The sequence below is a fragment of the Stenotrophomonas sp. genome, from assembly GCF_036662295.1.
In the GTDB taxonomy this organism is placed as follows: domain Bacteria; phylum Pseudomonadota; class Gammaproteobacteria; order Xanthomonadales; family Xanthomonadaceae; genus Stenotrophomonas.
This window is the reverse complement of the sequence record NZ_JAVWXA010000013.1, coordinates 36462-57789: the sequence shown is the minus strand read 5'-3', so window position 1 is coordinate 57789 and position 21328 is coordinate 36462. Positions and strand designations below refer to the sequence as shown.

Sequence of the window (21328 nt, the reverse complement as noted above, 5' to 3'; positions counted from 1 at the left end):
CCCCGGCGCGGGGGCGGGCGCCTCGGGGGCAGTGCCGGCCGCCCCCCCCCCCCCCCACACCCCCACCCCGCGAGACAGAGCCGGCACTCGCAAGGCTTCATACGCCCCGACGACGGAACCCCGCAAATGGGCGAAGAACCTTTTTCATCCCTCGCCGTCCTGCCCGATCAGGCGCTGCAGGCACGGATCGCGCGGCGCCAGTACCTCGAACAGGCCCAGCGCCCGCAGGCTGGGCAGCAACGCCCGCACGTCGTGCTCGGCACTGGCCCGGTCTGCCGCGCTGGCGTTGGGGTCCTGCAGGACCCTGGCGTTGGCCAGGAAGGCGCCCACGCTGCCCTTGCGCACCCGGACACCGTTGCACTCGGCGTGGTTCTGGTCATCGGCAAGCACGTCTTCAGGCAGCATCGCGGTAGCTCCGTATCGGGTAGGGCCACAGTGTGCGGCGGCCACGGCGGCCGATCTGTCGTATAACGGCCAATGGATATGGCAGATCAGACACCGACCCCGTTGATCGACCCACAGCTGGCTGAGGCCGGCGAGGGACCGATGCTGTTCGCGGCCAGCACCGGGCCGGCCCTGGCCGGCGCGGGCGGGCGACGCACCGCCCGCCACCACCACGCGCGCGGCCAGCTTGTCGGGGCGCGGCACGGCCTGCTGCAGATCGAGGTCGGCACCGCGCATTGGCTGCTGCCGGCAGGCCACCTGGGCTGGATTCCCCCGCACCTGCCGCATGCGCTGCTGGCCCGCCAGCAGTTCGACGGGTGGAGCCTGTACTTCAGCGCGGCGGCGTGCGCGGCGCTGCCCAGCCAGCCGCGGATCCTTGCGCCGGGCCCGCTGCTGGCGGCCGCCATCGCGCGCGCCCGCGCCTGGCCGGCCGGTGCGCTGGGGGCGGCGCAGCAACGGCTGGCCGCGGTGATCGTGGACGAGATCGCCGGCTGCCCGGCGTTGCCGTTGGCGCTGCCGCAACCGCTGGACCGCCGCCTGCAGCGGGTGGCGCGCGCCCTGGCCGAACAGCCGCACGACACCCGCGAGGTGGCCGACTGGGCAGCGCGCGCGGGCCTGTCCAGCCGCACGCTGGCGCGCCGATGGCAGGCCGAAACGGGCATGGGGCTGGCCCAGTGGCGGCAACGGCTGCGGGTGCTGCACGCATTGCCGCGCCTGCTGGCCGGCGAGTCGGTGACCGGCACGGCATTGAGCCTGGGCTACGACACACCCAGTGCGTTCATCGCGGTGTTCAAGCGGGAGCTGGGCACCACGCCGGCGCGGTATGTGCAGGCCGCCCGCCCATAACCGGCCGGCACGCGCTCAACGCCCCAGCAGGGCCTGGCCGGCCATCGCCACCCCGATCACCGCCACCACCACCAGGAACGCCCCGGACAGCCCCAGCAACACGCGGTGCACGCGCGGGCGCAGCAGGCGCCGCACCAGCACGCACACCGCGAGCAGCACGCTGAAGTCGAGCACGATCCAGGCCAGGGTGAGCACCACCAGGCTGGTATCGGGGTGGGGCGTGATGGCCAGGAACTGCGGGAAGAACGAGGCGAAGAACAGGATGTCCTTCGGATTGGCGATGGCCATCGCAAAGCCCTTGCCGATCCCGCCGGCAGGCGGCGTCGGCACGGCCATCGCCGCCGGGTGCCGCGCATCGCGCAGCAGTTGCAGGCCCAGGTAGCCGATGTACAGCGCGCCGGCCGCCTTGATCACGGAAAAGGCGGTCTCGTTGACCGACAGCAGCCCCCGCACCACCAGCGTGGACAGCACGATCAGCACCAGCGACGCGGCATTGGTGCCCACGATCACGCGCAACGCCTGACGCGTGCCGCCGGCCAGCGCCGTACCGGCCACGAACACCGTGACCGGCCCGGGCAGCGCGATCATCACCACCACGCTGGCCACGTACAGCGCCATCAGGTTCATATCCCACTGCATCTTGCCTGCCCTGCCCGCGCGTGTCCGCGTTCCATCCTAGCCGCGCGCGGCAGGCGATGGCACACCGTGGCCGGCATGGCCGTGCAATCACGCCGATCACGCCATGCCATGTCGCTTTGACGATGGCGTGCGGCGGCGATGGCGCGACGGCGGCCTGCCGTCGCGCCGACCGGTCAACCCGAAATGGCCAACCGTTCCTGGTGATAGCGGCGCACCGCCGCGTACCACAGCACCGCGGCCAGGCCGAAGCCGGCGGCCAGGTACACCGCCCACATCTGCGCGCTGATCGCCTCGTGGCGGATGATCTTGAGCAGCATCTGGTTCTGCGCCAGGAACGGCACCGCGAACTGCCACAGCTCGCTCTTCAGCGGATACACCATCAGCGCGTAGCCGGGCAGCATCGGCAGCAGCATCAGCCAGGTCATGTGGCTCTGGGCTTCCTTCATGCTCTTGGCCGCCGCCGACAGGAAGGTCAGCAGCGAGGTGCCGATGAACAGCATCGGCAGCATGATCAGCAGCATCTGCGCCATCGGCAGGAAGCCCATGTTGAGCTGTCGCCCTGCCCCGCTGCTGGAAAGCTGCGCGCTGAGTTTGAAGGCCAGCAACGTGAGCAGCAGCGAAGCCATGCCGACCACGCAGGCGGCCACGATCTTGCCGCTGACGATGGCACTGCGCGGGGCCGGGGTGGCCAGCAGCGGCTCCAGCGACTGGCGCTCGCGTTCGCCGGCGGTGGTGTCCATCACCAAGTAGGCGCCGCCCAGGAACGAGGTGATGGTCAGCAGCACCGGCAGCAGGAAGGACAGCACCTGGCCGCGCTTGGCCTCGGCGGTGGCCAGGTCCTGGGTGGCCGCATCCAGCGGACGCGCCACCTGCGGGTCCACGCCCCGGGCCAGCAGGCGCAGCGCTCCCACCTGCTGGTTGTAGGCGCTCAGCGCGGTCTTCAGGCGCAGCGTGGGGATGTCGGCGGCGCGACGCGTGCTGTCCTGCACGATCTCCACCAGCGCCGGGCGGCCCTCGGCCCAGTCCTTGCCGAAGTCCGGGCTGATCCGCAGCGCGACGTCGATCTGCTGGTCGCGGATGGCAGCGGTCAGGTCCTTGGGCGCCTCCACCGCGTTGAGCCCCTGCGCGGCCAGGAAGCGCACCAGGTTGGGCGCGTTCTCGCGGCCGATGGTGGCGATGTCCAACGGCTTGTCGATCTGGGTCTTGACGCGGCTCTCGGCCAGCTTGCCCATGCCCAGGATCAGGATCGGGTACAGCAGTGGGCCCAGCAGCAGGGTCAGCGCGAGGGTGCGGCGGTCGCGGGAAAGATCGCGCAGTTCCTTGCGCATCACGGTCAACAGCGTGGCAAACGAACTCATGCGTGCAATCCTTCTTCCGAACCGATCACCTTGACGAAGGCATCTTCGAGATTGTCTTCCCCGGTCTGCGCGCGCAGCTCGTCGGCGCTGCCGGCGGCCATCACCGTGCCATGGGCGATGATCACGATGCGATCGCAGAGCGCGGCCACCTCCTGCATGATGTGGCTGGAGAAGATCACGCAGCGGCCCTCGTCGCGCAGGCCGCGCAGGAAGCCACGCAGCGCGCGGGTGGTCATCACGTCCAGGCCATTGGTGGGCTCATCGAGGATCACGTTGCGCGGGTCGTGCACCAGCGCGCGCGCGATGGCGGTCTTGGTGCGCTGGCCCTGCGAGAAACCATCGGTCTGCCGGTCCAGGATGTCCTCCATGTCCAGCGCCTTGGACAGCACCTGGGTGCGCGCGCGGATCTGCGCCCCGCTCATGCCGTGCAGCTGGCCGAAGTAGGCGATGTTCTCGCGCGCGGTCAGGCGCTTGTAGACGCCACGCGCATCGGGCAGCACGCCCAGCCGGCGGCGCACCGCCACCGCGTCGGTGGCCGCGTCGATACCGTCCACGCGCACATGGCCCTGGTCGGGCGTCATCAGCGTGTACAGCATGCGCATGGTGGTGGTCTTGCCGGCGCCGTTGGGGCCGAGCAGGCCGGTGATCTGGCCGTCCTCGGCCTGGAAACCGACGTTCTCCACCGCCTTGATCAGGCCGGTCTTGGTCTTGAAGGCTTTATGCAGGTTCTCGGCGACGATCATGGTGCCCATCCGTTGAACGAAGTGAAGGCCGGCACCGGGCTCAGCGAGTCCAGGCAGGTGGCGTCGAGCGATCTGGCATCTGCCTTGTCCATGAACTGGCCCAGCAGACGCGGCATGCAGCCGGCGTTGAGGGTGCCGTGGCCCTGGCCCTTGGCGACCAGGTGGCGGCCGTTGGGCAGGGTCTTGAGCACCTGTTCGGCATAGCGCGGCGGGGTGACCGGATCGAACTGGCCCGACAGCAGCAGCACCGGCCCATCGCTCTTGAACGGCACCGTGAAATCCTTCGGGCGCGTGCCCACGTTCCAGCCCGGGCAGGCGGCGAAGAACATGCGCGCCACCTCCGGCCCCAACAGGCGATCGCTGGCGGCCGGCTCCTGGTAGCGGTCGGCGTCCTCGGCGCAGATCACCGACCACTGCATGCCGCGGTTCATCTGCACGCCCAGCGAGCGCCCGGCCATTCTGCTCAGCGACATCAGCGGCGCGTAACGGCCGTGGGCGGCTTCGTCCAGCACCACCGGCAGCAGGGAGGACAGCTCGGGCATGTAGGAGAACATGAAGGCCAGCCCGGTGACCGAGTCGGCGGTGAGGGTATCGCGCTTGGTCTCGGCGGTGCCGGGGTCGCGGTATTCCACCTCGACCGGGGCCGTGGCCAGCGCGCCCATCACGTTCTTCAGCTGGGTGCGCGTATCGACCGGGAAGCGCTTGGCGCAGACCGGGTCCTTGCTGCACTGGGCGGCCTGCAGGTCGATGGCCGCCTCGAAGGTGTCGGCGAAATCACCGCCCACCACCACGTCGTTGGGCACCACGCCGTCGATGACCACCGCGCGGGTGTGCTGCGGATAGCGCGCGGCGTACTGCTGGGCCACGCGGGTGCCGTAGGAGCCGCCGATCAGGTTGATCTTGTCCACGCCCAGGGCCGCGCGCACGGTATCGATATCGGCGATGGCCTCGGTGGTGGTGTAGAAGCGCGTGTCGGCGCGGTCGCCCAGCGATTTGACGCACTGCGCGGCGAAATCGGCGATGAGCTGGGTGGACGGCGTGGCCGTTTCGTCCAGCGTCATCTCCTTGCCGCTGGCATCCAGGCAGGTGAGCGGGTTGGATTTGCCGGTGCCGCGCTGGTCCACCAGGATGATGTCGCGCTGCTTGCGCACTTCGCGCAGCGCCAGGTTGATCACCGCCGCCACTTCGGTGGCGGCCTGGCCCGGGCCGCCGGCCAGGAAGAACACCGGGTCGCCCTTGCCATCGCCTTCGTTGCTGGTTTCCAGCCAGGCGATGTTCAAGCCGATCTTGCGCCCGTTCGGCGCGGCCGGGTTTTCGGCCACCTGCAGGGTGGTGCACTGGGCTTCCACGTTGTCGCTGGCCTGGGTGCTGGTCAGCGTGCACGGCTTGAACGTCAGTGTTCCGTACTGGCGTTGCGCCGCTTCCGGCGTGGCGTCCGGGGTGGCCTGGCAGGCGGCCAGCAGCAGCAAGGCTGCACCGGTCGCCAGGGGACGGCAGGAAACTCGCATGTTCGATCGCATCCTGGATTGAAGGGGTCCAGCATGCCATGACGGCGGGGCGCGCTGGATGTGACCGATGGCCTGGGCCGGCCTCGCCACGTGCGCGCCGCGCCGGACTCAGGCCGGCAACAGGGGGCCGGCGCAGACCGTGCGGTCGCGGCCCTCGGCCTTGGCCTGGTACAGGGCGCTGTCGGCGGCGGCCAACAGGGTGGCCAGGTCGTGCGCACCGTGGCTGACCACCAGCCCGATGCTGGTGGTGACATGCACCGGCTGCTGCTCGACCACGGCCGGCCGGGTCTGCAGCTGGGCGCGGATGTAGGCGGCCTGCTGGCGGGCCTGCGCGTGGTCGGCCCCGGGCAGCAGCACCACGAACTCCTCGCCGCCGTAGCGGCCCAGCAGGTGCGTGCGCGTCTCCAGGCTCTGCGCCAGCACGCCGGCGAAGTGCTGCAGCACCCGGTCGCCGCACGGGTGCCCCCAACGGTCGTTGACCTGCTTGAAGTGATCCACGTCCAGCAGCAGCAGCGCCATCGGCTGCCGCGCCCGCTGGCTCTGCAGCAGGCAGGCGCGGCCGTCGGCCAGCACCGCACTGCGGTTGAGCAGGCCAGTCAGGCCATCGGTGCGCGCGGCGCGGCGCAGGTCCACCAGCATCCGCTCCACCAGCAGCAGCACCAGCGCAAAGCAGCGCGCCAGCTCCAGGAAGATTCCCGCCAGGTAGGTGATGAACATCGGCGCGCCGGCGCGGAAGATGTCCTGCCCGGCGTCGGCCGCGACCGGCAGCCACAGCCGCACCACGTACACCCCCGCTTCGGCGGCGAACACGGTGGCGGCCAGGCGGCAGCTGGTGCGCTGCAGGGGCGGCGCATGGCGCAGCAGCAGCCAGGCCATCCAGGCGTTGATCAGCACCGCGAACAGGCTGGCCACCTTCAGGCGGATCGCCAGGTCCGGGAACGGCACCACGAACACGATGATGCCGGCCACGTACGCGCCGGCCAGCAGCAGCGGCTGCCACGCGGGCAGGCGCACCTGCAGGTGCCGCGCCACGCCGTAGAGCATCAGCACCGCCGACAGCGCCAGCACCGCATTGCCGAAGATCACCGTGGGCACGGTCGGCAGGTGCGCGCGCAGGGCCACCGAGGTGAGGCTGAGCGCCAGCAGCCACAGGCTCGCCGTCCACAGCCGCAGCGCCGGTTGCCCGCGCAGGACCAGCAGCAGCAGCGAAAAACCCACGGCGATGCCCAGGCAGAGCAGGTAGCCGAGCACGGCGACGGTGGGGAAATCCAGTGACATGTCGCCTCGGGTGCCGGAATGGCGCCCGCAGTTTACTGTGCGTGGCCATGGCGGCGCCCGCACCGGGGCGCGGGCATGCGGTTTACACTCGGCCGCTTTCCCGATGCTCGAAAGGATTCGTCATGACCCCCACCCCACCCTCCTCGCCGTGGACCGCGCTGGTGCAGTCCCTCGGCGCCCACGGCCTGGCCGACCAGCTCTGCCAGTCGGACGCCGATGAAAGCTGGCGTCACGATGGCGCCATGCCCGACGACGCGCCCTCGGCCGAGCAGTTCGAGGCGCTGCTGCCGCCGGCCTATCGCGCCTTCGTGGCCGAACACGGCTACCCGCTGCTGGCCGCCCCTGCCGAGCTCAACTACGCCTTCGCCTTCCTGCCACCGCAGGCCGCCCGCCAGGTCAGCACGCTGATCGCCGATGACGAGCGCGACTTTGCCGAGGTGCGCGCGGCGCGCCGTGCCGGCACGTACGCCTGGCCGCACGTGATGTTCGCCGGCTGGAACTTCGCCGATGGCGACGGCTGGGCGTTTGGCGTCGATCCGGCCGCGGAGGACGCGCCTGAGCCGACGGTGTGGCTGCTGGAAGGCGGCCTGGTGGTGGAGGAAGTGGGCAGCTTCCCGCAATGGCTGGCCGAACGTGCCGAGGATGTGCGCCAGCGCCTGGCGGCGCTGGACGCCGATGCGCTGGCCGCGGCCGCCGCCTGGGAAGGCGACTATGCCCATGGCCCGCAGGATCTGCGCGGGTTTGACGGCTGAGGGGCGTGACGCGCGGCGGCGTGTTGGCGGGGCGGCCCTGGCCGGCCCCGCGGCAGCCCCTTACTTGCTGCTGACGTACTTCTCGCGCCGCACCTGCGGCGTGGGCAGGCCGGCGGCCTTCAACACCTCGAAGGTGGCATCCACCATGTCCGGGTTGCCGCACAGGTAGGCGATGTCGGTGGCCGGATCCGGGGCGAATTCGGCCAGGTGCTGCTGCACGTAACCGTGGCGCACGTCCGGGTGCGGGTTGTCGGGCAGCTCGCGCGACAGGCACGGCACGTAGCGGAAGCCCGGATGGGCATCGGCGAAGGCGTAGAAGTCGTCGCTGTACAGCAGCTCGCCCGGGGTGCGGGCGCCCTGCAGCAGCACCACCTCCACCCCACGCCCGGCCATCGCGGTGGCCAGCAGCGGCAGCATCGAGCGGTACGGGGTGACCCCGGTGCCGGTGGCGATCAGCAGGTAGCGGGCGTTGTGGTCGCCCGGCATCAGGCAGAACCGGCCGAACGGGCCGCTGGCGGTGACGTGGCCGCCGATGTCCAGGCCCTCGAACAGGGCCGTGGCGGCACCGCCGGGGACGAAACTGACCGCGATATCCACCGCCTCGCCCGGCCCCAGGGCGTGATCGTGAACGGTGGCCAGCGAGTAGCTGCGCTTGGTGGCGGTGCCGTCGGCGTACTCGAAATGGACCTGGATGAACTGGCCGGGCTGGAAATCCAGCGGCTGGCCGTCATCACGCAGGAACTGGTAGTGGCCGACGGTGGGGGCCAGCATGCGCCGGTCAACCAGCTTGAGGGGGAATTGAACAGGCACGATTTTGGGAAACAGTGTGTAGCCGGGGCAGGCCCTCGGGGTCTTCTATAATAGCCGCTCCCCGCCCCTATCCAGCGCCAGCCCATGGGCGCGAAGGCAAGAGCTTGGCTTCCCAGACTACCCCCGCGCCCAGCGCCGCCCCCGCCCTGCGCGTGCGCGACCTGCGCAAGACCTATGACAACGGCACCCAGGCCCTGAAGGGGGTCTCGCTGGACGTGGCCCCGGGCGACTTCTTCGCCCTGCTGGGCCCCAACGGCGCCGGCAAGTCCACCCTGATCGGCATCATCAGCTCGCTGGTGAACCTCAGCGAAGGCCAGGTGGAGGTGTTCGGCAGCGACCTGGTCCGCCACCGCAGCGCCACCATGCGCCTGATCGGCCTGGTGCCCCAGGAGATCAACTTCAACCTGTTCGAGAAGCCCTTCGACATCCTGGTCAACTACGCCGGCTTCTACGGCGTGGCCCGGGCCGAGGCCGAGCAGATGGCCGAAGTGGAACTCAAGCGCGCCCACCTGTGGGACAAGGCGCAGGTGATGAGCCGCACCCTGTCCGGCGGCATGAAGCGCCGGCTGATGATCGCCCGGGCGATGATGACCCGCCCGCGCCTGCTGATCCTGGACGAGCCCACTGCCGGGGTGGACATCGAGATCCGCCGTGACATGTGGCGGGTGCTCAAGGAGATCAACGCCGCCGGCACCACCATCATTCTGACCACCCACTACCTGGAAGAAGCCGAGCACCTGTGCCGCAACCTGGCCATCATCAACCACGGCCAGATCGTCACCCAGGGCCCGATGCGCGAGCTGCTGGCCAAGCTGGACGTGGAGGGCTTCCTGTTCGACATCGACGGCACCCTGCCCGCCCAGCTGCCGGTGATCGAAGGCGCCACGCTGATCGCCACCGACGGCCACACGCTGGACGTGGACATGCCGCGCGCGATGGACCTCAACCGGGTGTTCGAGGCCTTGAACGCGGCCGGCATCCGGGTGCGCTCGATGCGCACCAAGAGCAACCGCCTGGAGGAGCTGTTCGTGCGCCTCACCGGCAACCAGGAGAACGCGGCATGAGCAGCACCCCCACCCCGGTCCTGACCGACGGCCAGCGCAACCGCATCGCCCTGATGACCATCGTGCGCCGCGAAGTGGCGCGCATCCTGCGCATCTGGGGCCAGACCCTGGTGCCGCCGGCGATCACCATGACCCTGTACTTCCTGATCTTCGGCGGCCTGATCGGCTCGCGCGTGGGCGAGATGGGCGGCTACAGCTACATGCAGTTCATCGTGCCGGGCCTGGTGATGATGAGCGTGATCCAGAACAGCTACGGCAACATCAGCTCCTCCTTCTTCGGCGCCAAGTTCGGCCGCCACGTGGAAGAGCTGCTGGTCAGCCCGATGCCCAACTGGGTGATCCTGTGGGGTTATGTGTCCGGCGCGGTGCTGCGCGGCCTGATGGTGGGCGTGATCGTGCTGATCATCGCCATGTTCTTCACCCCGGTGCGCATCCCGCACCCGCTGGTGACGCTGACCACGGTGCTGCTGGGCGCGACCATCTTCTCGCTGGCTGGCTTCATCAACGCGGTGTACGCCAAGAAGTTCGATGACGTGGCGATCGTGCCGACCTTCATCCTGACCCCGCTGACCTACCTGGGCGGCGTGTTCTACTCGGTGAAGCTGCTGCCCACCTGGGCCGAGGCCGCCACCCACGCCAACCCGATCTTCTACATGGTCAACGCCTTCCGCTACGGCCTGCTGGGCACCAGCGACGTGCCGCTGTGGGTGGCCTATGCGCTGATGATCGGCTTCGTGGTGGCGCTGACCGCGCTGGCGCTGTGGTTGTTGAAGCGTGGTGTGGGGATGCGGAGCTGATCTGATGCGGTTCAGCGACTACATCGTGTTTGTCGATGAGAGTGGCGACCACGGCATGGACAGCATCGACGACGGGTATCCGTTGTTCGTGCTGTCCTGCTGCCTGATCAGCAAACGGGACTACATGGCCACGGTGGTCCCGGCGACGCAGCAGTTGAAATTCTCAACGTTCGGGCACGATGCGGTCATCCTGCACGAGCGCGAGATCCGCAAGGATATGGGCCCGTTTGCGATCCTTCGCAACCGACCAAGGAAGCACGCCTTCCTCCAGGCATTGACCGATGTGCTGGAAAGAACACCGATGACGGTGTTCTCCGCTGTCATCGACAAGCGTCAGCTTGTCGAGCACCCTCGACGAAACGAAAGCCCCTACGAACTGTCGTTGCGCTTCTGCCTGGAACGCATTTTCTATTCGCTGCGCCGGCTCGGCCAAAGCGATGATGATGAAGGACCGCTGCTGACCCACGTCCTGTGCGAATCGCGGGGACGCAACGAAGATGCCGACCTGGAACTTGCCTTCCGGCGCATCTGCGGCGGCGACAATTTCGCCAACATCCACCTGCCATTCGAACCTGTATTGACCGACAAGAAAAGCAATTCGATCGGCTTGCAGCTTGCGGATCTCGTGGCCCGTCCCATTGGCCTGAAACAGCTGCGTCCCGACCAGCCCAACCGGGCATGGGATGTGATCGAAGGCAAGCTCGACCGTGACACGACCGGGCGCTACCGTGGATACGGCCTCAAGTGCTTCCCCTGAAAAACAAAAGGCCCCGGCGAATCCGCCGAGGCCCAATGCCGACCGGGAATCCCCGATCCTGCCCTCATCATAGCAAAGCGGCCGGGCACCTGCCTTGGCAGGCTTGAATGCATTCAGTTATCCCTGACATTGGAGTGTGAGAGCAATGCGCATCCTGATCCTCGGCGCCGGTGGGACCGGCGGTTACTTTGGCGGTCGCCTGGCCCAGGCCGGGGTGGATGTCACCTTCCTGGTGCGCCCGGCGCGGGCGGCCCAGCTGGCGGGCGAAGGGCTGGTGATCCGCAGCCCGCTCGGCGATGCGGTCTTCCCGGTCCAGCACGTCACCGCCGAGGGCCTGCCGGCACTGGCCGCCGCGCAGCCGTTCGACCTGGTCATCCTGAGCTGCAAGGCCTACGACCTGGACAGCGCGATCGAGGCCATCGCGCCGGCCATGGGGCCGCGCACCACCGTGCTGCCGATCCTCAACGGGTTGGCGCACTACGCCGCGCTGGATGCGCGCTTCGGCCGGGATGCGGTGCTGGGCGGGCTGTGCTTCATCAGCGCCACCAAGGCCGACGATGGCGCGGTGCTGCACCTGGCCCCTGCCGCCAAGCTGACCTTCGGCGAGCGCGATGGCACCGGCAGCAGCGCGCGCGTGCTGGCGCTGGCGGCGGCCTGCGTGCAGGCGAACGTGGACCACGTGGCCAGCGATGCCATTGGCCAGGAGCAGTGGGTCAAATACACCTTCCTGACCGCGCTGGCGGCCGCGACCTGCCTGATGCGCGCCGACGTGGGCACCATCGTGGCCACCGATGACGGCGCGGCCATCGTGCGCGCGCTGTATGCCGAGTGCGTGGCCGTGGCCGAGGTGGCGGGCGAGCCGATCCCGGAGAAGGCGCGCGGGATCGCGCTGACCGCCACCACCCAGCCCGGCTCGGCGTTGAAGGCCTCGATGCTGCGCGACCTGGAAGCCGGCCAGCAGGTGGAGGCCGGGCAGATCGTGGGCGACATGCTGACGCGCGCGCGCGCCGCCGGCCAGGCCGCCCCGCTGCTGGCGGTGGCCTACGCGCACCTGCAGGCCTACCAGCGGCAGCGCGGCGCCTGAGCAGGGTGATGGCCGCGCCGGCGCATGTGCTGGTGCTGGGCATGGGCTACAGCGGGCGGCACCTGGCCGCCTTGCTGCAGGCCGAGGGCATCGCGTGCAGCGGCACCGTGCGTGACCCCGGCACGGCCCCCGATGACGGGCTGACGCGGTATCGGCTGGCCGAGGGCGTGCCGGTCGATGACGGGCTGCGCGCGGCGATCCGGCGCGCGGACGCGATCGTATGCAGCGTGCCGCCGGAAGAGGCAGGCGACCCGGCCATGCGCCTGCTCGCCGATGCACTGCACGACAGCCCTGCGCTGCGCTGGGTGGGCTACCTGTCCTCGACAGCGGTCTATGCCGACCGTGACGGGGGCTGGGTGGACGAGCACTCCAGCGCCGATGCGGGTGACGACACCGCCCGGCGGCGGCTACGCGCCGAACGGCAATGGCGCGCGTTTGCACAGGCACGCGGCATCGCCTCGGCGGTGTTGCGCCTGCCCGCCCTGTACGGGCGCGGGCGCAATGCGCTGGTGCAGCTGGCGCAGGGCAAGGCCCGGCACGTGGTGCGGCCCGGGCTGGTGTTCAACCGGCTGCACGTGGAGGACCTGGCCAGCGCCGTGCTGGCGGCGATGCGGCGTGCTTCGGGCCATGCGCTGCATCTGCCGGCCGACGATGCGCCGGCCCCGCCGCAGGAGGTGCTGGCGCATGCGGCCTTGCTGAGTGGCCTGCCGCTGCCCGCCGCCCAAGCCTGGGATGACCCGGCCGTGCCCGCCTCGTTGCGGCGCTTCTATTCCAGCAACAAACGCATCGACAGCCGCGGCACGCGCGCGGCCCTGCAGTGGCAGCCGCGCTTTACGAGCTACCGCGAGGGCCTGGCCGACGCCTGGGCCGCAGGGGACGGGCGGGCCGCTCACGACCGTTGGTCGTGAGGCACGTCTCGATCATCGCGACAACGGCGTACAGACGCCCGGTCGGTACCTACCGGGCCTCGGGTGCGGGCAACCGGAAGAACGCACGCGTGGCCGCGGTCGCATTGGCCGCCGTGGTCTGCACGTCTTCGCCCCGATCACGGGCCAGTTCCTCGACGATGTGCGAGAGGAACATCGGCTCGTTGCGGCGGTCCTTGGGCATCGGCTTGAGCGAGCGCGGGAGCAGGTACGGCGCATCGGTCTCGATCATCAGGCGGTTGGCCGGGATGTGCTTCACCAGCTCGCGCAGGTGGCCGCCGCGGCGTTCGTCGCACAGCCAGCCGGTGATGCCGATGTACCAGTCCTGGTCCAGGTAATCGAACAGCTCCTGGCGCTCGCCGGTGAAGCAGTGCACCACCGCCGCGCCGAGCTGGCCGTCGAAGTTCTTCATCTGCGCCATGAAATCGGCGTGCGCGTCGCGCTGGTGCAGGAACAGCGGCTTGCGCGCGCCATCGGCGGCGAGCACGTCGGCCGCCAGTTGCAGCTGGCGCTCGAAGGCACGGTGCTGGGCCGGGCGCGGGGCGAAATCGCGGAAGTAATCCAGCCCGCATTCGCCGACGGCCACGACCTCGGCATGCGCATGCAGCGCCCGCATCTCGGCATCGCATTCGTCGGTATATTCCACCGCGTGGTGCGGGTGCACGCCGGCGGTGGCATACAGGACGCCGGGGTGCTGGCGGGCCAGCGTCAGGGCCATCGGCGAGTGCTCGCGGCTGGCGCCGGTGATGACCATCTGCGCCACCCCCGCCTCGCGGGCACGTGACAGCACCGCGTCGCGGTCGCGGTCGAAGGAGTCGTGGGTGAGGTTGGCGCCGATATCGATCAGTTGCATGGGGATCTGCAGGACAGGTAACCCGCGCATTGTAGCGGGCCGCGCCCGGCCCCCTCCGCGCCCGGCGCGGCAGGCGATGGGCAGGCGGCCGGGACGCCGTATCCTTGGCACATGACACCGCCGATTTTCCCCATTTCCCCGCTGCTGCCGCAGATTCTCGAGCACCTGGCGCGCCAGCCCCGCCTGGTGCTGGAGGCGCCGCCCGGCGCCGGCAAGACCACCCAGGTACCGCTGGCGTTGCTGGATGCGCCGTGGCTGCAGGACCGCAGGATCATCATGCTGGAACCGCGCCGGGTGGCCGCACGCAGCGCCGCGCAGTTCATGGCGCGCCAGTTGGGCGAGGAGGTCGGCGGCACCGTCGGCTACCGGATCCGCTTCGAGAACAAGGTGTCCGCGCGCACCCGCGTGGAAGTGGTCACCGAGGGCATCCTGACCCGCATGCTGCAGGACGACCCGATGCTGGAGGGCGTGGGCGCGCTGCTGTTCGACGAGTTCCACGAGCGCCATCTCGCCGCCGACCTGGGCCTGGCACTGGCGCTGGATGTGCAGGCGCAGCTGCGCGAGGACCTGCGCATCGTGGTGATGTCGGCCACACTCGATGGCGAGCGGCTGGCGCAGTTCCTGCAGGCACCGCGCCTGAGCAGCGAGGGCCGCAGCCATCCGGTGGCGATCAGCCATTTCCCGGCACGGCGCGAGGAAGCACTGGAAGCGCACGCGCGGCGCGCGGTGGAACAGGCGCTGGCTGCCCATCCTGGCGACGTGCTGGTATTCCTGCCCGGCCAGCGCGAGATCGCACGGACCCAGGCCGCGCTGGCGCAGGCCCTGCCGGCCAGCGTGCAGGTGTTGCCGCTGCATGGCGAGCTGCCGGTGGAGCAGCAGTCGCGCGTGCTGCAGCCCGATCCGGACGGCCAGCGCCGGGTGGTGCTGGCCACCAACGTGGCCGAATCCTCGGTGACCCTGCCCGGCGTGCGCGTGGTGATCGATGCGGGGCTGGCACGCGAGCCGCGCTACGACCCCAACAGCGGTTTCGCGCGGCTGGACGTGGTGAGCATCGCCCAGGCCTCGGCCGACCAGCGCGCCGGGCGCGCCGGCCGCGTGGCCGAGGGCTGGGCGTGGCGATTGTGGCCGCAGTCGCAGCGCCTGGAAGCGCAACGGCGGCCGGAGATCGCCCAGGTGGAACTGGCCGCCCTCGCGCTGGAACTGGCCGCCTGGGGCAGCGACGACCTGCGTTTCGTCGATCCACCGCCGGCCGGCGCACTGGCCGCCGCGCGCGAACTGCTGCAGCGGCTGGGCGCATTGAGCGAGGGCGGCGGCCTGACCGCGCTGGGCCGGCGCATGCTCACCCTGGGCACCCATCCGCGCCTGGCGGCGATGCTGCTGGCCGCCGGCCCTGGCGAGGAACAGGCGCTGGCCTGCGACCTGGCCGCGCTGGTGGAAGCACGCGACCCGCTGCGCCAGGGCGGTGATGCGCTGGCGGCACGCTGGCGTGCGCTGGCCGCGTTCCGCCAGGGGCGTGCGCCGGCGGACGCCAACCGTGGCGGGCTGGCCACCATCGACGCGGCCAGCAAGCAATGGCGGCGCCGGCTGCGCTGCGATGCCACGGCGCCGGCGTCGGTGGAAGCGCACCGGCTGGGCGACCTGCTGGCCCACGCCTTCCCCGATCGCATCGCCGCGCGCCACCCCACTGATCCGCTGCGCTACCTGCTGGCCAACGGACGCAGCGCGCGCCTGTTCGACCCCAGCGACCTGCGCGGCGAGCCGTGGCTGGTGGCGGTGGAACTGCGCTACGAAGCGCGCGATGCGCTGCTGCTGCGGGCCGCGCCCGTGGATGAGAACCGCCTGCGCCGCGACTTCCCCGAGCGCTTCCGGCAGGAAGACGTGGTGCGCTGGGACGCGGAGAAGCGCGCGCTGGTGGCCCGCCGCGAGACCCGCTTCGACCGTATCGTGCTGGACAGCCGCTCGGCCGGGCGGGTGGACCCGGCCCATGCGGCGCAGGCGCTCACCGAGGCCGTGGCCGAGCTGGGGCTGCAGGCCTTGCCGTGGACCGAGGGGCTGCGCCAATGGCAGGCACGCACCGTGGCGCTGCGGGCGTGGATGCCGGAGCTTGAGTTGCCGGCCGTCTCCGACGCGGCGCTGATGGCCGACCTGGGCACGTGGCTGACGCCGGCCTTCAACGGCAGGACGCGGCTGGATGCGCTGGACGAGGCCAGCCTGGGCGAGGCGTTGAAATCGTCGATGACGTGGGCACAGCGCCAACTCGTCGACCGCCATGCACCGGTACGCATCGCGGTGCCCTCGGGGATGGAGCGCCCGATCCACTACGCATTGGAAGCCGATGGCCTCACCCCGCAGGCGCCGGTATTGGCGGTCAAGCTGCAGGAGCTGTTCGGGCTGGCGGACACGCCGCGGATCGCCGATGGGCGGGTGGCACTGACGCTGCACCTGCTGTCGCCGGGCGGGCGCCCCTTGCAGGTGACGCAGGACCTGCGCAACTTCTGGGCCAGCACGTATGCCGAGGTCAAGAAGGAAATGAAGGGGCGTTACCCCAAGCACCCGTGGCCGGACGACCCGTGGACGGCCACGGCCACCCATCGCGCCAAGCCGCGGGGGACGTGAGGACGGCCTCGCTTTCATGGCTGGCGGCTGACCGCGCCGTCGGCGGCCACCGCGCCGCTGCGCGCAAGCGGCTACAGTCGTGATCCGGTCGTGGCGGGCGGATGACACGCCCTACACGGCCCACGCGCCACACTGGACCCGAATCAAGGCAAAGGACCCCCCATGAGCAGACTGACTGTGATTACCGACCGCGCCCTCGAGCGCGCCCTGGACTTGGCGAGCAGTGCCGGTGACGGCCTCAAGCATGCCGGTGGGAGCCTTCGCCACTTCGGCCCGCAGGCGACGGACTGGATCAAGACCGGCGCGGCGCTGGGCGCGGTGAGGACCGGCGGCAAGGTGGCCGCGAAAGTGGTGCGCCGCAACCCGGCCGTGACCATCGCCGCCGCTGCGGTGGGCGTGGGCCTGCTGGGCTATGCGCTGTACCGCAAGCAGCAGAAGAAGAAGCTCGCCAATGGCGAGGTGGTGGACGGGCAGGCGCAGCGCATCAGTGCGCGCAACCGCCGCGCCAGCACCGTGGTGGACGAACACAGCGATATCGGCAGCGACGCCTGATCCCGCGAGGGGTCGACGCACCTGCATCGAAGCCGCCGGCCCGTCCGGCGGTTTTTTTTTGCGGCCGGTGTGTCGCGTGGGTTACGGTGTGTTGAACCCAAGGTAGAGCCACCCCATGGGTGGCTGCGCTTCGCCGGCGCCGCGTGCAGCCACCCATGGGGTGGCTCTACCATTGGGTTCGTGCAGCCACCCATGGGGTGGCTCTACCATTGGGTTCGTGCGGCCACCCATGGGGTGGCTCTACCATCGGGTTCGTGCAGCCACCCATGGGGTGGCTCTACCTCGGCCACACGTGGGCGCTGTCAGTCGATCTGTCGCCATTGGCCGGGCTGCAGGCCGTCCAGTGCGTGGGCGCCCATCGAGACGCGGACCAGGCGCAGGGTGGGCAGGCCGACCGCGGCGGTCATGCGGCGTACCTGGCGGTTGCGGCCTTCGCGCAGGGTAATGGCCAGCCAGGCGTCGGGGACGGTCTTGCGGAAACGCACGGGGGGATCGCGTGGCCACAGCGCCGGCGCGGGCTCCAGGCGCTGGACCCTGGCCGGCAAGGTCGGGCCGTCGTTGAGCTGCACGCCGTTGCGCAGCGCCTGCAGGTGCTCGTCCCCGACACTGCCCTCCACCTGCACCCAGTAGGTCTTGTCGGCCTTGTGGCGCGGGTCGGTGAGCTGGTGGGCCAGGCCGCCGTCGTCGGTGAGCAGCAGCAGGCCTTCGCTGTCGTAGTCCAGGCGGCCAGCCGCATACACCGCCGGCGGCAGCCCGAAGCCGGCCAGCGTGGCGCGCGGCGGCTGGCTGCGGTCGGTGAACTGGCACAGCACGTTGAAGGGTTTGTTGAAGGCGATCAGCATGGCGGAAACAACAGCGGGGGACGGGCCATTGTCCCATCCCCCGCGATCCGGTGACGCACGTTGGCCGCCCGGCGGCCGGCGGGGTCAGGGCTTCACGAAACGCAGGGTCATGCGGTCGCTCTCGCCGATGGCCTGGTACTTCGCGTCGTCGGCCTTGTCATGCTGGTTGGTGGGCGGCAGGGTCCACACGCCGTTGGGGTGGTCCTTGGTGTCGCGCGGGTTGGCGTTGATCTCGCTGCTGCCGGCCAGCTTGAAACCGGCCGCCTCGGCCATGGCGATCACCTGCTTCTGGCCCACGTAGCCGCTCTTGTCTTCGGCCGGCACATCGGCCTTGGCGCGGTGCTCGACCACCCCCAGCACGCCGCCGGACTTGAGCACGCGGTAGAAGCCCTGGAACATGCCCTCGGCCTGGTTGGCGCTGCGCCAGTTGTGCACGTTGCGGAAGGTCAGCACCACGTCGGCGGAGTTGTCCGCACCGAATTTCGGCGCGGTCGGGTTGTAGGCCACCACCTTGGCCTTGTCATACAGCCCGGCGTTGCCGGCGAACTTCTTCTCCAGGCCGTCGCGGCTGCGCTGCTGGTAATCGCGGCCGCGGCCTTCGGGAACGGCCATCGGGTCCACCACGGCGGCCACGTAGCTGCCGTCCGCGCGCAGCAACGGGGCCAGGATCTCCGAGTACCAGCCGCTGCCGGGCGTGATTTCGATGACGGTCTTGCCCGGTGCCACGCCGAAGAAGGACAGCGTCTGCGCCGGATGGCGCCAGGCATCGCGTTTGACGTTGGCCGGGTCGCGGCCCTGGCCCTGCACCGCGGTCTGCACCGCCGGGGTGATCGCGATCTGCGCGTTGGGGCCGGCCGGCTTGGTCGCCCCGGCCGGCGCGGACAGCAGCAGCGTGGACAGGGTGAACAGGCAGGCAGTGGTCAGCGAGCGGGTTTTCATCGGTGGATTCCATCGGCGGGATGCGGCGAGACTAGCAGTCGCGATGCGCCATGTGTTCACAAAACGTTAGTGCGATGCAGCACGGCGGAACACTGTTTTGTGGCTGTCGCCGCAACGCTGTCATGCGGACCGTCTTATTCTGTCGTTCTGGATTTCCATTGGATGACATCGCCCATGACTGCATCGCGCGAGCTCGGCCGTTCCGGCCTCAAAGTGCACCCCATCGCATTCGGTGGCAACGTATTCGGCTGGAGCGCCGACGAGAAGACCTCCTTCGCGCTGCTGGATGCGTTCGTCGACGCCGGCTTCAACCTGGTCGATACCGCCGATGCGTATTCGGCGTGGGTGCCGGGCAATGCCGGTGGCGAATCGGAAACCATCCTGGGCCGCTGGTTCAAGCACAGCGGCAAGCGCGACCAGGTGGTGCTGGCCACCAAGGTGGCCAAGTGGGCCGAGCGCCCGGGCCTGTCGGCCGACAACATCGCCGCGGCGGTCGAGGATTCGCTGCGCCGCCTGCAGACCGATGTGATCGACCTGTACCAGGCGCACGAGGACGACGAATCCACCCCGCTGGAAAGCACGCTGGCCGCCTTCGGCCGGCTGATCGAACAGGGCAAGGTGCGTGCGATCGGGGCATCCAACTACAGCGCCAGCCGCCTGCGCGACGCGCTCCGGGTGTCGGCCGACTACGCGCTGCCGCGCTATGAAACCCTGCAGCCGGAATACAACCTCTACGACCGCGCCGGCTACGAGGCCGGGCTGGAACCGCTGGTGCGCGAGGAAGGCCTGGGCGTGATCAGCTACTACTCGCTGGCCAGCGGTTTCCTCAGCGGCAAGTATCGCCGCGCCGAGGACGCGGCCAAGAGCAGTGCGCGCGGTCGCAGCGTGGTGGACAAGTACCTCAACCCGCGCGGCCTGCGCATCCTGACCGCGCTGGATGACATCGCCAGCAGGCACGGCGCCAGCGCCTCGCAGGTGGCCCTGGCGTGGCTGATCGCGCGCCCGGGCATCACCGCGCCGATCGTGAGCGCCACCAGTGTAGACCAGCTCCAGGATGTGTTGGCGGCAGCGCGTGTGACGCTCTCGTCACAGGATGTCGAGCAGCTGGATGCCGCCAGCGCGGAATAGCGGCTCGGCAAGCGCCAGCAAGATCCACAAGGCCGCTCATGCGGCCTTGTTCATTTCCAGGACCACGCGCGTCTCCCGCGTCGCCTGCATGACGGGCCGACACTGTCGCAAGTGACATCCGCGCATTCAATATTATGAATCCGTCAAGCGATTTCTCTGCTCCGCGGACGGGCACTCACAAACCCTTCGCGCTAACTTGACAAATTTAACTGAGCGGCATTTTCGCGCAATAACGCCATATTCTTTCGAATAAATAGAATATGCATCACGTCTATTTTGAGACTTGCTTCTCATAATATTTCTGCATATGTGATTCATATCACACATACGGACATCGGCGGTTTACACGATTTTCTGAACAGTATCTAAGTGAGGCAACGGAGCACTTGTTCTTTTAAGGATAGAGCTGCTGAATGGAATCACTTATTTCACGTGAGGCGCCGCGGCAATTCAAGCGTCCACCGCACGGACAACGCGCTGTTCGATGTGCACCGTCATCACGCTCGCCGGCCACCCGCCCCGCCTTCGGCGCGGCATGCCCGGGGCGCCACACCCTTCCGCGCGAGACGATCGCGCCACCTTTTTCAAGCAACGCAGCGGACCGGTTGAAGCCGGACCGGTCGCCGTTCGTTGCCTCCCGCGTTCCGGTCGTCGTCCCCCTCGGGGCGGCGCTGGAATCGCACGCCTGCGCCCTGCTGTAGCGGGTTCCGGCGTTGCGTCCATCAATGTTCCATTCGTCACAAGGAGCAGTTGAATGAGTAGCAACAAGCACGAAGAGACCGCCAACGATGGTCTTGATCTGTTCGCCGAAGAACTGGACCAGAAGCTCAATGCCGCTGCGGCAGCGGGCTGCAGTTCCACCTTGGGCAGCTCCACGTCGTTCAGTTGCGTTGCAGGCACGTTCTGCAGCTTCGGTTGCGTCGGCTCGGCCTGTACGGCCGCGGTCGAGGTCATCAGCTGATTCGGCACGTCGCTTCTTTCGATTCACATCACTGCACAACTCAAGGAGAACCACCATGAATGACAACAACAACAACGAAATCGACCTGTTCGCCGACGAACTGGACGACCGCATGAATGCTGCCGCCGTGGCCGGCACCGTGTCCTCGGGCACCTGCCTGAGCTCGGCATCCACCGGCGGCACTTCGTCGGCATCGTGCGGTTGCAGCTTCAGCAGCCTGTGCAGCGCCTCGTTCGAACAGACGATGTAAGCAGCTGACGAGGTATCCCGGGAAGCAATAACTCGATTGCGACCCGCTCACCCATCCATTGGTCCAGCCCAGGACGTCGGCACCTCGCGCCGAAGACACCGGTGAAACCCCGGTATGGAATCCAGGTGAGTTCCACCTGCCGCCTGCATACCCCCGCATCCCTCCGACCTGGATACCGTGC

At 69.2% G+C, this 21328-nt stretch carries 22 protein-coding genes; 12 read left to right on the top strand and 10 right to left on the bottom strand.

The features are described from left to right. Positions 1–144: 144 nt before the first annotated feature. Positions 145–405: a hypothetical protein gene (locus RSA25_RS04430; RefSeq protein WP_332807705.1), complete on the bottom strand. Its 261-nt coding sequence runs from the start codon at positions 403–405 to the stop codon at positions 145–147. Positions 406–483: 78 nt separating this feature from the next. On the opposite strand from RSA25_RS04430, the gene RSA25_RS04425 reads away from it, so the two are divergent. Next, positions 484–1290, top strand: coding sequence for a helix-turn-helix transcriptional regulator (locus tag RSA25_RS04425; protein ID WP_332807704.1), 807 nt, complete (start codon positions 484–486; stop codon positions 1288–1290). 15 nt (positions 1291–1305) lie between these two features. Here the strand turns inward: RSA25_RS04425 and RSA25_RS04420 are convergent, their stop codons facing one another. The 5 genes from RSA25_RS04420 to RSA25_RS04400 form a co-directional block, all read right to left on the bottom strand. Further along, positions 1306–1917, bottom strand: a complete 612-nt coding sequence (locus RSA25_RS04420; protein WP_332807703.1) for a LysE family translocator — start codon at positions 1915–1917, stop codon at positions 1306–1308. Positions 1918–2102: 185 nt separating this feature from the next. Then, positions 2103–3287: an ABC transporter permease gene (locus RSA25_RS04415; RefSeq protein ID WP_332807702.1), complete on the bottom strand. Its 1185-nt coding sequence runs from the start codon at positions 3285–3287 to the stop codon at positions 2103–2105. Continuing rightward, positions 3284–4030 carry an ATP-binding cassette domain-containing protein gene (locus RSA25_RS04410; protein ID WP_332807701.1) on the bottom strand — a complete coding sequence of 249 codons (747 nt, stop codon included), beginning with the start codon at positions 4028–4030 and terminating at the stop codon, positions 3284–3286. Before RSA25_RS04410 ends, RSA25_RS04415 begins: the two co-directional genes overlap by 4 nt. Then, on the bottom strand, positions 4027–5538 hold the full coding sequence (locus tag RSA25_RS04405) for an alpha/beta hydrolase (RefSeq protein ID WP_332807700.1): 1512 nt from the start codon (positions 5536–5538) through the stop codon (positions 4027–4029). The genes RSA25_RS04410 and RSA25_RS04405 overlap by 4 nt, the downstream gene beginning before the upstream one ends. 108 nt (positions 5539–5646) lie before the next feature. Further along, entirely contained in the window at positions 5647–6816 is a 1170-nt protein-coding gene (locus RSA25_RS04400) for a GGDEF domain-containing protein (protein ID WP_332807699.1), read from the bottom strand. A 122-nt stretch (positions 6817–6938) separates the two neighbouring features. Between RSA25_RS04400 and RSA25_RS04395 the strand changes: the two genes are divergently transcribed. After that, entirely contained in the window at positions 6939–7568 is a 630-nt protein-coding gene (locus RSA25_RS04395) for a hypothetical protein (RefSeq protein WP_332807698.1), read from the top strand. A gap of 60 nt (positions 7569–7628) precedes the next feature. Here RSA25_RS04395 and RSA25_RS04390 read toward each other — a convergent pair whose 3' ends face one another. Next, a complete protein-coding gene (locus RSA25_RS04390) occupies positions 7629–8378 on the bottom strand; it encodes a ferredoxin--NADP reductase (RefSeq protein ID WP_332807697.1) in 750 nt (249 codons plus the stop codon). Between the two features lie 104 nt (positions 8379–8482). Between RSA25_RS04390 and RSA25_RS04385 the strand changes: the two genes are divergently transcribed. The 5 genes from RSA25_RS04385 to RSA25_RS04365 all read left to right on the top strand — a co-directional run bounded on the left by RSA25_RS04385 (position 8483) and on the right by RSA25_RS04365 (position 12988). Next, a complete protein-coding gene (locus tag RSA25_RS04385) occupies positions 8483–9442 on the top strand; it encodes an ABC transporter ATP-binding protein (RefSeq protein ID WP_332807696.1) in 960 nt (319 codons plus the stop codon). Then, positions 9439–10239 carry an ABC transporter permease gene (locus tag RSA25_RS04380; protein ID WP_019185458.1) on the top strand — a complete coding sequence of 267 codons (801 nt, stop codon included), beginning with the start codon at positions 9439–9441 and terminating at the stop codon, positions 10237–10239. Before RSA25_RS04385 ends, RSA25_RS04380 begins: the two co-directional genes overlap by 4 nt. Before the next feature lie 4 nt (positions 10240–10243). Then, positions 10244–10996, top strand: coding sequence for a DUF3800 domain-containing protein (locus RSA25_RS04375; RefSeq protein ID WP_332807695.1), 753 nt, complete (start codon positions 10244–10246; stop codon positions 10994–10996). 145 nt (positions 10997–11141) lie between these two features. Beyond that, positions 11142–12080, top strand: coding sequence for a 2-dehydropantoate 2-reductase (panE, locus tag RSA25_RS04370; protein WP_332807694.1), 939 nt, complete (start codon positions 11142–11144; stop codon positions 12078–12080). A gap of 8 nt (positions 12081–12088) precedes the next feature. After that, complete coding sequence (locus tag RSA25_RS04365; RefSeq protein ID WP_332807693.1) at positions 12089–12988, top strand: NAD-dependent epimerase/dehydratase family protein; 900 nt, start codon at positions 12089–12091, stop codon at positions 12986–12988. Between the two features lie 49 nt (positions 12989–13037). On the opposite strand, the gene RSA25_RS04360 is transcribed toward RSA25_RS04365, so the two are convergent. Further along, positions 13038–13859, bottom strand: coding sequence for a TatD family hydrolase (locus tag RSA25_RS04360; protein ID WP_332807692.1), 822 nt, complete (start codon positions 13857–13859; stop codon positions 13038–13040). A gap of 111 nt (positions 13860–13970) precedes the next feature. Between RSA25_RS04360 and hrpB the strand changes: the two genes are divergently transcribed. Beyond that, positions 13971–16475, top strand: coding sequence for an ATP-dependent helicase HrpB (gene hrpB / locus RSA25_RS04355; RefSeq protein ID WP_332807691.1), 2505 nt, complete (start codon positions 13971–13973; stop codon positions 16473–16475). Positions 16476–16637: 162 nt separating this feature from the next. After that, a complete protein-coding gene (locus tag RSA25_RS04350) occupies positions 16638–17027 on the top strand; it encodes a hypothetical protein (RefSeq protein WP_332807690.1) in 390 nt (129 codons plus the stop codon). A 302-nt stretch (positions 17028–17329) separates the two neighbouring features. Here RSA25_RS04350 and RSA25_RS04345 read toward each other — a convergent pair whose 3' ends face one another. Together RSA25_RS04345 and RSA25_RS04340 are read right to left on the bottom strand one after the other, a co-directional pair. After that, complete coding sequence (locus RSA25_RS04345; protein WP_332807689.1) at positions 17330–17869, bottom strand: pseudouridine synthase; 540 nt, start codon at positions 17867–17869, stop codon at positions 17330–17332. An 84-nt stretch (positions 17870–17953) separates the two neighbouring features. Then, positions 17954–18808 (bottom strand): methyltransferase, encoded by an 855-nt coding sequence (locus RSA25_RS04340; protein WP_332807688.1) that lies wholly within the window; start codon positions 18806–18808, stop codon positions 17954–17956. 174 nt (positions 18809–18982) lie between these two features. Between RSA25_RS04340 and RSA25_RS04335 the strand changes: the two genes are divergently transcribed. From RSA25_RS04335 to RSA25_RS04325, 3 genes are all read left to right on the top strand, one after another. Next, positions 18983–19936 (top strand): aldo/keto reductase, encoded by a 954-nt coding sequence (locus tag RSA25_RS04335; protein ID WP_332807687.1) that lies wholly within the window; start codon positions 18983–18985, stop codon positions 19934–19936. A 754-nt stretch (positions 19937–20690) separates the two neighbouring features. Next, positions 20691–20897: a hypothetical protein gene (locus tag RSA25_RS04330; RefSeq protein ID WP_332807686.1), complete on the top strand. Its 207-nt coding sequence runs from the start codon at positions 20691–20693 to the stop codon at positions 20895–20897. 55 nt (positions 20898–20952) lie between these two features. Beyond that, a complete protein-coding gene (locus RSA25_RS04325) occupies positions 20953–21147 on the top strand; it encodes a hypothetical protein (protein WP_332807685.1) in 195 nt (64 codons plus the stop codon). Positions 21148–21328: the final 181 nt, after the last annotated feature.

Coding starts and splice junctions, on each gene's coding strand:
- RSA25_RS04430 (WP_332807705.1), bottom strand. CDS start 405: ATGCTGCCTGAAGACGTGCTTGCCGATGACCAGAACCACGCCGAGTGC.
- RSA25_RS04425 (WP_332807704.1), top strand. CDS start 484: ATGGCAGATCAGACACCGACCCCGTTGATCGACCCACAGCTGGCTGAG.
- RSA25_RS04420 (WP_332807703.1), bottom strand. CDS start 1,917: ATGAACCTGATGGCGCTGTACGTGGCCAGCGTGGTGGTGATGATCGCG.
- RSA25_RS04415 (WP_332807702.1), bottom strand. CDS start 3,287: ATGAGTTCGTTTGCCACGCTGTTGACCGTGATGCGCAAGGAACTGCGC.
- RSA25_RS04410 (WP_332807701.1), bottom strand. CDS start 4,030: ATGATCGTCGCCGAGAACCTGCATAAAGCCTTCAAGACCAAGACCGGC.
- RSA25_RS04405 (WP_332807700.1), bottom strand. CDS start 5,538: ATGCGAGTTTCCTGCCGTCCCCTGGCGACCGGTGCAGCCTTGCTGCTG.
- RSA25_RS04400 (WP_332807699.1), bottom strand. CDS start 6,816: ATGTCACTGGATTTCCCCACCGTCGCCGTGCTCGGCTACCTGCTCTGC.
- RSA25_RS04395 (WP_332807698.1), top strand. CDS start 6,939: ATGACCCCCACCCCACCCTCCTCGCCGTGGACCGCGCTGGTGCAGTCC.
- RSA25_RS04380 (WP_019185458.1), top strand. CDS start 9,439: ATGAGCAGCACCCCCACCCCGGTCCTGACCGACGGCCAGCGCAACCGC.
- RSA25_RS04375 (WP_332807695.1), top strand. CDS start 10,244: ATGCGGTTCAGCGACTACATCGTGTTTGTCGATGAGAGTGGCGACCAC.
- panE (WP_332807694.1), top strand. CDS start 11,142: ATGCGCATCCTGATCCTCGGCGCCGGTGGGACCGGCGGTTACTTTGGC.
- RSA25_RS04365 (WP_332807693.1), top strand. CDS start 12,089: ATGGCCGCGCCGGCGCATGTGCTGGTGCTGGGCATGGGCTACAGCGGG.
- RSA25_RS04360 (WP_332807692.1), bottom strand. CDS start 13,859: ATGCAACTGATCGATATCGGCGCCAACCTCACCCACGACTCCTTCGAC.
- hrpB (WP_332807691.1), top strand. CDS start 13,971: ATGACACCGCCGATTTTCCCCATTTCCCCGCTGCTGCCGCAGATTCTC.
- RSA25_RS04350 (WP_332807690.1), top strand. CDS start 16,638: ATGAGCAGACTGACTGTGATTACCGACCGCGCCCTCGAGCGCGCCCTG.
- RSA25_RS04345 (WP_332807689.1), bottom strand. CDS start 17,869: ATGCTGATCGCCTTCAACAAACCCTTCAACGTGCTGTGCCAGTTCACC.
- RSA25_RS04340 (WP_332807688.1), bottom strand. CDS start 18,808: ATGAAAACCCGCTCGCTGACCACTGCCTGCCTGTTCACCCTGTCCACG.
- RSA25_RS04335 (WP_332807687.1), top strand. CDS start 18,983: ATGACTGCATCGCGCGAGCTCGGCCGTTCCGGCCTCAAAGTGCACCCC.
- RSA25_RS04330 (WP_332807686.1), top strand. CDS start 20,691: ATGAGTAGCAACAAGCACGAAGAGACCGCCAACGATGGTCTTGATCTG.
- RSA25_RS04325 (WP_332807685.1), top strand. CDS start 20,953: ATGAATGACAACAACAACAACGAAATCGACCTGTTCGCCGACGAACTG.